The 12,133-nt window shown below is 62.0% G+C and carries 13 protein-coding genes; 5 read left to right on the top strand and 8 right to left on the bottom strand.

The features are described 5' to 3' along the window. Window positions 1-86 precede the first annotated feature (86 nt). The 8 genes from SMD31_RS08160 to SMD31_RS08125 all read right to left on the bottom strand — a co-directional run bounded on the left by SMD31_RS08160 (window position 87) and on the right by SMD31_RS08125 (window position 7,178). A complete protein-coding gene (locus tag SMD31_RS08160; protein WP_320500317.1) occupies window positions 87-659 on the bottom strand; it encodes a DUF924 family protein in 573 nt (190 codons plus the stop codon). Further along, a complete protein-coding gene (locus tag SMD31_RS08155) occupies window positions 656-1,276 on the bottom strand; it encodes a hypothetical protein (protein WP_320500316.1) in 621 nt (206 codons plus the stop codon). Before SMD31_RS08155 ends, SMD31_RS08160 begins: the two co-directional genes overlap by 4 nt. 116 nt (window positions 1,277-1,392) lie before the next feature. Further along, on the bottom strand, window positions 1,393-2,034 hold the full coding sequence (locus tag SMD31_RS08150; protein WP_320500315.1) for a glutathione S-transferase family protein: 642 nt from the start codon (window positions 2,032-2,034) through the stop codon (window positions 1,393-1,395). A 110-nt stretch (window positions 2,035-2,144) separates the two neighbouring features. Continuing rightward, on the bottom strand, window positions 2,145-2,966 hold the full coding sequence (locus SMD31_RS08145; RefSeq protein WP_320500314.1) for an ABC transporter permease: 822 nt from the start codon (window positions 2,964-2,966) through the stop codon (window positions 2,145-2,147). A 15-nt stretch (window positions 2,967-2,981) separates the two neighbouring features. Then, window positions 2,982-3,842, bottom strand: a complete 861-nt coding sequence (locus tag SMD31_RS08140) for an ABC transporter permease (protein ID WP_320500313.1) — start codon at window positions 3,840-3,842, stop codon at window positions 2,982-2,984. Between the two features lie 27 nt (window positions 3,843-3,869). Beyond that, entirely contained in the window at window positions 3,870-5,009 is a 1,140-nt protein-coding gene (locus SMD31_RS08135; RefSeq protein ID WP_320500312.1) for an ABC transporter substrate-binding protein, read from the bottom strand. Window positions 5,010-5,121: 112 nt separating this feature from the next. Then, window positions 5,122-6,246, bottom strand: coding sequence for an ABC transporter ATP-binding protein (locus tag SMD31_RS08130; RefSeq protein WP_320500311.1), 1,125 nt, complete (start codon window positions 6,244-6,246; stop codon window positions 5,122-5,124). Between the two features lie 200 nt (window positions 6,247-6,446). Next, window positions 6,447-7,178: a Bax inhibitor-1/YccA family protein gene (locus SMD31_RS08125; RefSeq protein WP_320500310.1), complete on the bottom strand. Its 732-nt coding sequence runs from the start codon at window positions 7,176-7,178 to the stop codon at window positions 6,447-6,449. A gap of 190 nt (window positions 7,179-7,368) precedes the next feature. Between SMD31_RS08125 and trpS the strand changes: the two genes are divergently transcribed. The 5 genes from trpS to SMD31_RS08100 all read left to right on the top strand — a co-directional run bounded on the left by trpS (window position 7,369) and on the right by SMD31_RS08100 (window position 12,033). Next, window positions 7,369-8,400 (top strand): tryptophan--tRNA ligase, encoded by a 1,032-nt coding sequence (trpS, locus tag SMD31_RS08120; protein WP_320500309.1) that lies wholly within the window; start codon window positions 7,369-7,371, stop codon window positions 8,398-8,400. A gap of 177 nt (window positions 8,401-8,577) precedes the next feature. Beyond that, a complete protein-coding gene (locus SMD31_RS08115; RefSeq protein ID WP_320500308.1) occupies window positions 8,578-9,630 on the top strand; it encodes a DUF2333 family protein in 1,053 nt (350 codons plus the stop codon). Between the two features lie 180 nt (window positions 9,631-9,810). Next, entirely contained in the window at window positions 9,811-10,770 is a 960-nt protein-coding gene (locus SMD31_RS08110) for a sulfite exporter TauE/SafE family protein (RefSeq protein ID WP_320500307.1), read from the top strand. Then, entirely contained in the window at window positions 10,767-11,510 is a 744-nt protein-coding gene (locus tag SMD31_RS08105) for a TIGR02186 family protein (RefSeq protein ID WP_320500306.1), read from the top strand. The genes SMD31_RS08110 and SMD31_RS08105 overlap by 4 nt, the downstream gene beginning before the upstream one ends. 25 nt (window positions 11,511-11,535) lie before the next feature. Continuing rightward, window positions 11,536-12,033: a universal stress protein gene (locus tag SMD31_RS08100; RefSeq protein WP_320500305.1), complete on the top strand. Its 498-nt coding sequence runs from the start codon at window positions 11,536-11,538 to the stop codon at window positions 12,031-12,033. Window positions 12,034-12,133: the final 100 nt, after the last annotated feature.

Raw genomic sequence — 12,133 nt, 5'->3', positions numbered from 1 at the left:
GGGCTTGACCCGGGCATCCACTCTCTCAAGCGGCACCAGTGGATCCCCGGGTCAAGCCCGGGGATGACGTCACAAGGGGGCGCGTTTTAAAACGAACTGCCCGGCGTTTTCAGGAACGCGATTTCATTCTCGGTCGAAGGCCGGCCCAGTGCCTCGTTGCGGTGCGGATAGCGGCCGAAGCGCTTGATGATGTCGCGGTGACGATGGGCGTAATCAAGCTGAACCTCGGCCTCGGCGCGTTCGGCCGGCGTTGCTGCCTCGAACAACTGGGTGAACAGCATGATCGAACGCTCCTGATGGACCATGTCCTCGGCGTGCTCGAATGGGATATAGAAGAAACGCCGCTGGCTGAACGGCAGTCCTTTGTCGAAATCGCGGGCGATGGCGGCGTCGGCGATGGCAAGCGCGCGCGGATCACCCAGGAACGCCTTCGCCGCGCCACGATGGATATTCCGCGCCATCTGGTCGAGCAGGATGAGGAGGGCAAGGCAGCCGGTCGGGCTTTCCTCCCAGGCCCGCAGCCCACCCATCTGCGCCTCATGGATGGCCGCGCCAAAACGCACCCGGATCTCCTCGTCAAAGGCGCGGTCCTTTTCGAACCACACCGCCTTGGCGCGGGGCGAGAACCAGAAATCGAGAACGGCGCGGGGATCGGTCATGACGTGCTCGGTGTAAGTTTGGCTCGCTCAGCGTCGATCTGCCTCACCAGATCATGTGCCTTGGCAACATGATCAGGATGAATTTCGAACTCTGCAGCCTGACCCGTGTTATCGGAAAGCCTCAAAATGGTCCGTTGCTTCAGCGGCCGGCCAAGAATTCGCTGCAGCGAATTCGAGATGCCTCGCGTCGGCGTGCTCAAAAGCGCGATCTGAGGCGCCATCTCCAGCCCGAAAACATTGTCGATCCACAACTCGTCGCGGAGCGGATTTCGCTGCACGTAGCGCGCAAATTGGCCCTTTGGATCCATTCCAATTGCGATTCCGCCTTGCTTCAACCAAATCGCGCCGGCCGGGTGAAATTCGCCTTTCTGCCCATTGGTAAATGCAAGTCCGTTGGCCGGGCTGCCGGCGCGTTCCAAAATCTGGCTCCTGAGCCGCTGTCGGCGCCGGGAAGCGCGATGTATGTCCAGATACCAATAGACTCCGACGAAGACGCCAATTCCCAGGATATAGATAAGCAGCGAGTCTTCGATCAATTGCCAGGAGCCGAGCGCGAGAACGATGGCGACGGCCAAGGCAAGCGATGCGCACATGAAGATGGTTGTGCGAAACAGCATCGTCAGAACATGTCTGATGCCTAGCCATCGCGACGGTCGTTCAGGCTCTATCAGCGAGACTGTACGAACCGAGTCTGCTTCAGTCGCGGCAAGAGGGGCGAGTATTTTCGTTTGGCTCACGCGGCGACTGGTCCCACCTCGTTCAGCTCCGCGACGCGGGCGATTGCTGGACGGGCGCGGACCTTTTCCGCATGACGCCGGACGCTGAGGAAGCGCTTGTAGAGGTCGGGGCAGCATTCCTGCCAGGTGGAGAGCATATAGAGGAGCGGGTCGGCGGCCGAGAAGGTATTGCCGAGGAGGTAGGGGCCGCTCTTGGCCAGGTGATCGTCGATGCGCGACCAAAGCATGGCGATCTCTTCCTTGGCCTTTTCCTGGACCGCCCCGGTACCGGCGGCCTCGGTCGTGATGCGGTCGGGGTAGTAATAGCGCAGCATCGCCGGCTGCAGCGTGTTGTTGAGGTGGAAGAGCCACATCAGAAAGGCGCCGCGCTTGGGATCATCGGCGGCGGGGGCGAGGCCCGATTGCGGGAAGCGGTCGGCGATGAGGAGGGTGATCGCCGCGCATTCGCTGATGATGCTGCCATCGGGCAGCTTCAAGGCGGGCAGCTTGCCGGCCGGGTTTACTTTGAGGAAGTCGGGCTTCTTATGTGCTTCCTGCGCCATGTCGACCAGGATCAGGTCGTAGGGTGCGCCCGCCTCTTCCAGGCAGTAATGCGACACGATCGATGCCGAATTGTGCGACCAATAGAGCGTGTACATGGCTGTTTCCTCCCCAAGATTTCGCACGGCGTTGCACCGCGTTTTTTCCGGAAGGTTTATAGCCCGGGCGAGGCGCCTGCGCCAATGCCCAGCATGCATGATCGCAATACCTAGGCGGCGGGCTTCTGTCCGCGGCGCAGCAGGAATTGCGACCCGATCAGCATGATGAGCGAGACGACCAGCACCGCCGTGCCGATGGCGTTGATCTCCGGCGTCACACCGCGCCGGATCGAGGCGAAGACATAGATCGGCAAGGTGACGCGGCTGCCGGCCACGAAGGAGGCGATGACATAGTCATCCAGGCTGAAGGTGAAGCTCAGCAAAAAGCCCGCAAGGATGCCGGGCAGGATCTGCGGGAAGGTCACTTGCCGGAACGTGCCCCAGGGATCGGCATAGAGATCCATCGAGGCTTCGATGAGGCTGCGGTCCATGCCCATCAGGCGTGCCCGCACGATGACGATGATGAGTGCCATGGCAAAGAGCGAATGGGCACAGATGAGAGAGCCGAAGCCCAAGCCCAATTGCGGCGCCGATGCCGGGTCGCCCGGCCAGAAGGCCAGGATCTGCGGATTGATGAAATTGAAGGCCGTGACCAGCGCAATGAGGGTCGAAATGCCGATGACGATGCCCGGCACCATGATGGCGACATAAGTAAGGCCGTCGAAGATGATGCGCGGGATGCCCTTGACGCGCGGCAGCATGATGGCCGCGGCCGTGCCGAAGACCGTCGCCAGTGCCGATGACGTAAACGCCACCAGCAGCGAATTCATCAGGGCTTCCTTGACCAGGCGATTGTTCGCGGCCGTTTCATACCACTGCAGCGAGAAACCATGGAAATCGCTGGCGCTGCGCCCCGCGCTGAAGCTGAACAGCGCGATGATCGCCAGCGGCGTGTAAAGGAAAATATAGACGCAGAATGCATAGAGCCGCATGGCGCGCCGACCCCTTTAAACCAAAGACTGGTCGCGGAATCCGCGACGGTTGAGGGTCAGGCGCAAATAGAGCGTCACCGTCACCAACATGATGGCGACGAGGCTGACGGCAACCGCCGAACCGAACGGCCAGTTGCGCGATTGCAGGAACAGGTCCACCAGCGCATTGCCGATGAAGAACACCTTGCCGCCGCCAAGCAGAGCGGGGATGAGGTATTCGCCCATCAGCAGAATGAAGACCAGCATGCAGCCGGTGGCGACACCCGGTGCCGAGAGCGGCAGCGTCACCTGGCGGAAGGTCGCCCAGGGCGAGGCGCCGAGATCTTCCGAGGCTTCGAGGAGGCGCTTGTCCAGTTTTTCGAGGCTGACGAAAATCGGGAACACCATCAGCGGCAGATAGGCATAGACGATGCCGAGCAGCACGGCGAAGGGCGTGTTGATGAGCCGGACATCGGGAATGCCGACCCAGTCGAGGAGAGCCGGAATGCCCTTGCCGCCAAGGATGAAGATCCAGGCATAGGTGCGGATGAGAAAACTGGTCCAGAAAGGCACGATGACCAGGATGAGGAGCAGCAGCTTGCTGCGCGGGCTGGCCTTCACGGCGAGGAAATAAGCCAGCGGATAGGCGGCGAGGAGACACAGGATGGTGCCCGTCGGCGCCAGCGACAGCGTGTTGCGGAACGCCGCCCAGCGGGCCGGCAGGTTGGCGTATTGGGCTAGCGTGAAGGCCGCTTCGTAACCGCCGGCCTCCGCGCGCTCACCGAAACTTAGGACCAGGACGACAATGATGGGCAGCACCAGCAGGGCCAGGAAGATGGCAAAGGACGGCGACATCAGAAGAATTGCCGTCCAGTCCCATTTCCTTGCCCGTGCCATGTGCTGCCCGTTCCGATCGATGGTCTATTAAGCGGCTTTGAAGCGCGCCAGGATTTCGGCACGCGCCGGGTTTGTGAAGGTCGCGGCCGAGCCGAACTCCAGCGCCGACAGCAGATCGGCCGCCGGATACATGATCGGATCGTTCAGCATTTCAGCCGGCAGCAGCTTATTGGTGCGGCTGTCGGTCGAGGGCTGGCCGTGGAACTGCACTTCCGTCGCATTGACGGTCGGATCGAGCAGGAAGTTGATCAGCGCATAGCCGCCTTCGCGGTTGGGCGCCGATTTCGGGACGGCGTAGAAATCGGTCCAGACCTCGCCGCCTTCCTTGCCGAGCACGTAGACGATTTCCGGAATATCGCGGTGCAGCTGCTTGCCGTCGCCGGTCCAGCAGATGCCGAGCCACGCATCGCCGTTGCGGAAGGCCGGCTGATAATCCGAGGTGATGGCGAAAAGATGGGGCTTCGCCTCGAGCAGCAGCTTCTCGGCATCGGCCAGTTCCTTCTCGTCATTCGAGTTGAAGGAGTAGCCGTAGTATTTCAGCGCATTGCCGATGGTGGTGAGCTGGTAGTCATGCACCGTGACGCGGCCGCTATAGGCACCGCGGGTCAGGTCCCAGAATTCCTTCCATGTGGTCGGGTTCTCCTTGACCTTCGCCGTGTTGACGGCAAAGCCCGTGGTGCCCCAATCCTTGGCGGCGCCATAGACGGTGCCCTTCACGGTGCCTTCGCCGATCAGCTTCGCATCCTGCGCGGCGATGTCGTAATTGGGGATCTTCGAAAGATCCAAGGGCTCGATCAGGCCGAGATCGGCATGGGTGGAGACGGTGTAATTGGTGGGGACGAAGACGTCCCAGCCGGTGCCGCCGGCCTGGAGTTTCGCCAGGAATTCTTCATTCGAGCCGAAGACGCTGACCTCGACATCGGCGCCGGTCAGTTCCTTGAACTTCTCGAAGTTCTTGGGGTCGTGATAGTTCGGCCAGGTCGCCAGCGACACCTTGTCGCCGATATTGCCGGCATAGGCCTTCCTGGGCAGCAGGCCGGGCATGGCGGCACCCATCACCGCCATCGCGGTGCCGAGGCCGGTAACGCCGAGGAAATGGCGGCGCGAGATCGAGCCCATCTGGTAGCGACGCAGCTGGGCCATGAACTCCTTGCGTGGATCGATCATCTTGGTCTCCTTGAAAGACGTGAAAGCCTCAAAACCTGTTGGCGGCGTTGTTGTCATTCTAAGAAGGCGTGTCCGCCACCGCCGGCGGCACGTCTGAAAATTCTGTTCCGTCTCAGCCTTCGGCGAGAGCCAGCGCGCGGTCCTGCTGCCAGCCCATGATCACCTGATCGCCAGGCTGCAACGCCTGGCCCTCGGTCGAATGCTTGGGCAGGCGCACCAGCACGGCACCCAGCCCCTCGGCCTCGACCTGGAATTCGCTGTGGTCGCCAAGATAGATGCGGTTGAGGAGGCGTGCCGGACAGGCGATGTCGAGCCCGGCCGGCTGCCGGCCCGGCTGCCACAGGCCGATGACCTCGGGGCGCACGGCGATGATGCCGGATTCGCCCGGCTGCAACTTGGCGCCGAGCCGGCTGAAGGGCGCCTGCAGGGTCAGGCCGCCGGCCGTGGTGATGGCGGCACCGCGCGCATCAGAACTGGCGACGGCACCCCTGAAGAAATTCGACTCGCCGACGAAATCGGCGACGTAGCGGTTGACCGGGGCGTCATAGAGTTCTTCCGGCGTGCCGAATTGCACGACCTTGCCGTCCTTCATGATGCCGATCGTGTCGGACATGGAGAGGGCCTCTTCCTGGTCATGGGTGACGAGGACGAAGGTGATGCCGACTTCGCGCTGCAGGTTCTGCAGTTCGATCTGCATCTCGCGCCGCAGCTTGCGATCGAGTGCTGCCAGCGGTTCATCGAGCAGAAGCACGGTCGGCCGGTTGATCAGCGCCCGCGCCAGGGCCACACGCTGCTGCTGGCCGCCGGAAAGTTCCCAGATGCGCCGCTTGGCCAGTTGCGGCAGGCGCACCAGTTCCAGGGCCTCGGCGACACGCTTGGCGATTTCCGTGTCGTCGGGGCGGGGTTTTCGTTGCCTGAGGCCGTAACCGACATTCGCCGCCACATCCATATGCGGGAACAGGGCGTAATGTTGGAAGACCATGTTGACCGGGCGCTTATGGGCGGGGACGCCCACCACCGATTGACCCGCGATCTCGACAGCACCGCTATCCGGCTGCTCGAAGCCGGCGATGAGGCGCAAGGATGTGGTCTTGCCGCAGCCGGACGGGCCTAAGAAGGAATGGAACGACCCTTGCCGCAGGCCGAAGCTGACGTCGTCGACGGCTTTGACGTCGGCGAAATGTTTGACGACCGATCGAAACTCGACGTCGAAGGCCTTCTCGGATGCGTTTGCCACCAAGATCGCCGTACTCCCTGTTCCCGTGGCGGTCGTGTCGGCACCCATTGGATGCCGCTGCCGCCTTAACAGGGAGTCTTACTGCGTTTGGTTCGCAATGAAAAGGACCGATCTAATTTTCATTCTGGGACGGGCGCAAAAAGAAACGGCGGCATCACCAGGATGCCGCCGCAGGCTGAAAGTACTCGAAAGAACTGGGCTTAACGGCGGTCGCCGACGAAGCGCAGAAGCATCAGGAACAGGTTGATGAAGTCGAGATAGAGGGTGAACGCACCCATGATCGACTTCTTGGCAGCGATATCGGCGCCATCGGCATCCCAGTACATCTCCTTGATCTTCTGGGTGTCGTACGCCGTGAGGCCGGTAAAGATCAGCACGCCAAGGACCGAGATCGCAAAGCCAAGGCCGCTGGAGCCGAGGAAGATGTTCACGATCGAGGCCAGGATGATGCCGAACAGGCCCATGATCAGGAAATTGCCCATGCCGGTGAGGTCACGCTTGGTGGTGTAACCCCAAAGGCTCATCGCAGCGAAGGTGCCGGCCGAGATGAAGAAGGTCCGGGCGATGGATTCACCGGTATAGACCATGAAGATCGGCGCCAGGCCGAGCCCCAGGATGAAGGCATAGGTCCAGAACAGCGCCTTGGCGGTGCCGACCTGGATGGCATGGATGCGGAAGCTCATGAAAAAGGCGACGCCCAGCGCCACCAGCATGAGAATGAGGTTGTTGCGGATGATGCCCTCGAACAGGGCCGGCGCGAATTCGGCGCTGCGATAGACGCCAAAGGCGACGCCGCCGGTAATGCCGAGGCCACCCGCCATATAGGCGTAGACCTTCTGCATGTGGGCGCGCAGGCCGGCGTCGATTTCGGCCGACTGGGCTTGGGCATAACCGCGCTGGATTGTGCGGTTTACATTGGGTCTATCGACCATCTCGTTCACTCCCCGTTCTAGATCCCTGCCGCGAGGTGTCGCGGATGGTAGAGAATTTAGGACAGAAGGGCCCCGTTTCAATAGGGGATACGTGCATCCGTAAAAGGATTCTAAAGGGGAAACCCATTGCCGAACGGGCTTTTAGAAGCCATAAACCCGGCCGACCTCTGCTTAAGGGAATTAGGGGACCATGAAGGGCCGCATTTTTTCCGGCGTCCAGCCGACCCACACGCTGCATCTCGGCAATTATCTGGGCGCCGTCCGCAATTGGGTGCGGATGCAGAAGGAATATGAGTGCATTTTCTGCGTCGTCGACATGCACGCCATCACGGTGTTCCAGGATCCCGCGGAACTGACCAAGAACACGCGCGAAGTGACGGCGGCGTTCATGGCCTCCGGCATCGACGTTTCGCATTCGATCATCTTTGCCCAGAGCCAGAACCGCGTGCATGCGCAGCTGGCCTGGATCCTCAATTGCGTGGCGCGGGTGGGCTGGCTCAACCGCATGACCCAGTTCAAGGAAAAGGCCGGCAAGGACCGCGAGAACGCCTCGGTCGGCCTCTACACCTATCCGGTGCTGATGGCGGCGGACATTCTTGGCTATCAGGCAACGCATGTGCCGGTCGGCGAAGACCAGAAGCAGCATCTGGAACTGGCCCGCGACATCGCCCAGAAGTTCAACACCGATTTCGGTTCCGATTTGCTGGTGCCGCCCAATCCGGTGATCGGCGGTCCGGCGGCGCGCGTCATGTCCTTACGCGATGGCGCGAAGAAGATGTCGAAATCCGACCCCAGCGATTACAGCCGCATCAACATGACCGACGATGCGGACACCATCGCCTTGAAGCTGCGGAAGGCCAAGACCGACCCCGAGGCCCTGCCCGGGCCGGAAGTCCTCGACGAAAAGGGCCAGGTGAAGGCCGAGGAAGACGCCAAGCGGCCCGAGGCCTATAACCTCCTCGCCATCTACGCGGCCCTCTCAGATAAAGAGTTGGCGCAGGTCATTACCGAGACGGCCGGCAAGGAGTTTTCGGCCTTCAAGCGCGACCTCACCGATCTCGCGGTGTCGGTCCTGGGCCCCATCGGCGGCGAAATGAAGCGCCTGCTCGATCATCCGGCCGAAGTCGACGCCGTGCTCAAGGCCGGTGCTGAAAAGGCCCGCGCCATTTCCGAGCCGATCCTGAAGAAGATCGAAAACGCGGTGGGTTTCCTGTCGGCCTAGGGAATCCTGAAGGCCGAAGGACGAGAGCCCAGCCATACCTGATCCCCGGCTCAAGCCCCGGGGCGGACGGTGTTGTGCCGGGGAACACCCGCGCAGAGTCATTGTTTTGTGCGGGGAGATTGCTTATCTCCTGAAGCATCGACCACGCCGCAATGGCCAGCCGGGGATTGCCAGTCCATGAGTGACGATTTCGACCTTGAGCCCCAGCCCCAACCGGTGGCCAAGACCGGATGGCGCCGGTTTGTGCCAAGCTGGCCGCGCAGTGGCAGCAGCGATCTTGATGACGGACCGAGCTACACAGCGGCAGAAAGGTCGCGTATTGCCACTGCCCTGCGCTGGGGCGGTGGCGTGCTGCTGGTCCTCATCCTGCTCTATTACCCGATCGGCGCCGTCATCTCGCACAAGATCAATGACGATCCCGCTTTCACGGCACCGGCCATCCCGGCCGAGGCCAGCCAGACCGTGGCGATGGCATCGGCCCTGCTCGACCGCGAGGTGAACGGCACCACCTGGCCTGCCAATTCGCCCTGGTTCTTCCCCGGCGCCATTCTCGACAACATGCCGAACTTCCAATCGGGCGAAATCCAGGCGCTGCAGCGCGTCGTGACCGAGTTCCGCGACCAGATCGGTCGCGCGCGCGGCACCAGCAGCGCCGACCGGGCGCTGCAGGACGCTGCCGCCTATCTCAATAACCAGCCGGATATCTGGTATATCGACCTCAGCCGTTCCTGGGCGCCGATGAAGCCGTCGGAAAGTTATTACAACGACGCCATCAAGGCCCTCAATGACTTCAACGGCCGGCTGACGCGGGGCGATGCCGTGTTCGAGCGGCGCGCCGATAATCTGCTCTCGACCCTCGACCGCATCGGCAAGGATCTGGGGGCCGCCTCCGACGACATCGACCGCGAGATCGACGAGCAATCCGGCTCGTGGTTCGATCTCAACGCCGATGACGTGTTCTATCGCAACAAGGGCGAGCTCTATGCCTATGGCCTGCTCCTGAAGGCGCTCGGCCAGGACTTCCGGCAGGTGCTGACCGAGAAGGGCGCCGTGCGCATCTGGGACCGCATGGTTGGCTCAATGATGGAAGGGGCCGTGTTGCAGCCCTGGTTCGTCATCAATGGCGAGACCGCGTCAATGATGCAGCCCAATCACCTTGCCGAGCAGGGCTTCTATCTGCTGCGCGCCCGCGCCCAGCTGGAGGAGATCACCGACATCCTCCAGAAGTGAGAATTTTCTGGGCCCAGGCGGAAATGTACGATCCGTCACTTTCCCTTGGAATCGCTGTGATTTAGAGTGCCCAAAGTGCCGCAGCATCCCGAGTCGCGGTGCCGAATGAGCGAGCCTAAGCGGCGGCGGCGTAGATAGATCAGGGTTTCGGTCACGCTCCCGTCCATGAAGGGGAAAGCGGTGACCTGGGCGACAGCCATCCTCGATTGGTTTCTGGGCCTCCAGATCTATCTGCCGATCGCGGAAGTGGCGCTCAATGTCTTCCTGCTGCTGGGCCTTGGCGCCGGTGTCGGCGTGCTCTCAGGCTTGTTTGGCGTCGGCGGCGGGTTCCTCCTCACTCCCTTGCTGATTTTCGTCGGCGTGCCCCCGGCGGTGGCGGTCGCCACGCAATCCAACCAGGTCGTTGCCTCATCCGTCTCTGGCGTTCTCGCCCATTGGGCGCGTGGCAATGTCGATGTGAAGATGGGCGCCGTCATGCTGACGGGCGGCATGCTGGGCTCCAGCATCGGCGTGCTGCTGTTCACCCTCCTGAAGACCCTTGGCCAGATCGACCTCGTCATCGCCATTGCCTATGTCATCACGCTCTCCGGCATCGGCATCATGATGGCGGTGGAATCGATCCGGGCACTCAGGCGCGTGCGCCGTTCCATGGCGCCCAAGAAATTGCATCAGCACAATTGGGCGCAAGGCCTGCCGTTCAAGATGCGCTTCAGGAAGTCGCGCCTCTATATCAGCGCGCTGCTGCCGGCCGGCATCGGCTTCATCGTCGGCATCATGTCGGCCTTGATGGGTGTGGGCGGCGCCTTCCTGCTGGTGCCGGCGATGATCTATCTCCTCGGCATGGCGACCGGCGCCGTCATCGGTACCTCGCTGTTCCAGATCATCTTCGTCCAGGCCTGGGTCACCTTCTGGCAGGCCAATACCAACCAGACGGTCGATGTCCTCCTCGCCCTCATCCTTACCATCGGCGGTGTCGTCGGCGCTCAGGTCGGTGGGCGCTTGGGCGCCAAGCTGCCGGGCGAGCAGCTCCGCTTCCTGATGGCGATCGTCATCCTCACCACCGCCGGTGGCCTGCTCTACCAGCTGGTGGCGCATCCGGCCGATCTCTACACCATCGTCATCGCCGGAGGCGGGCATTGAGAGGCGTCCGACTCCTCTTCGCGCTGGCCATTCTTGTGTTGGCCGGACTTCGTCCGGCGGGGGCGCAGGCACCGCTCATCGCCGATCTCGACGACCATCTCATCGCCATCACCACGGGGTTTGCCGGGGCCGATGTGCTGCTCTTCGGCACGACCGATGGGCCGGGCGATGTCATCGTCGTGGTGGAAGGCCCGGTGGGCGAGGTGGATGTGCGGCGCAAGGAGCGGGTGGGGGGTATCTGGATCAACCGCAAAACACTCGGATTTCAGAACGTGCCTGCGGTCTACATGCTGGCGGCCTCGAAGCCGCTCGACCAATTGCTGCCAGCCGATCAGCGCGCCTATTACCAGATGGGCATCGAGAACATCCGCTTGGTGCCGGTCGACCCGCGCGATTCCGACCTCAAGACGTTCACGTCGGCACTCGTGCGCGCCAAGCAGCAAAGGGGTCTGTTCTTCGATCAACCAGCGCGCATTCTGTTCATTAGCGACCGGTTGTTCCGCGTGAATTTGCGCGTCCCTTCGACTGTGCCGACCGGGACCTATCTTGCCAAAGTATTCCTCGTGCGCGAGCAGAAGGTCGTCGGGGCCTTTACCACGCCGCTGGTCATCAGCAAGATCGGCTTTGGCGCCGATATTTACGACTTTGCGCACCGGCACAGCGCTGCCTATGGTGTCATCGCGATCCTGGTCGCACTCTTTGCCGGCTGGATGGCGCATCTCGCCTTCCGCCGTCGCTAAAGGTTGTTTTGGGGAGTTGTTTGGGATGAGCGACGAAAAACCCGTGACCGAGAAGCCAACCTTGGGCCGCGTCTTCCTGGTCATCGTCGATGAATCGGCCGAACTCAAAATCGCGCTCCGCTATGCCTGTCGCCGTGCCGCCAAGACCGGCGGCCGTGTCGCCATGTGCTATGTCATGGAGCCGTCGGACTACCAGGAATGGGTCGGCGTCTCGAATCTCATCCGCGACGAAGCGCGTACCCAGGCCGAGGCCATCATGCAAAAGATGGCGGGCGAGGTGCAGAAGCTCTCGGGCAATTTCCCGATCCTCTATTTCCGCGAAGGCGAGCGGCAGGAGGAGGTGATGAAGCTCATCGACGAGGAGCCTACCATCTCGATCCTGGTGCTGGGTGCCGCCACCGGCGCCAAGGGCCCTGGCCCGCTCATTTCGGCCCTCACCGGCAAGTCGATCGGCAAGCTGCGCATCCCCATCACCATCGTGCCGGGCAACCTCACCGAAGCAGATATCGAAAATATAGCGTAAGGCCTCTCAAGCCGCCGCGGCTCCAGCACATCAGGGTGATAGGGGGCATTGGGGCGGTGTGACGATCGTCATTGCTGCGCTGTGCCGGCCGTCCCATTAT

The organism is Dongia rigui, from assembly GCF_034044635.1.
GTDB lineage: Bacteria > Pseudomonadota > Alphaproteobacteria > Dongiales > Dongiaceae > Dongia > Dongia rigui.
The sequence above is the reverse complement of the archived record's forward strand: the minus strand, read 5'-3'. Positions and strand labels throughout refer to the sequence as shown.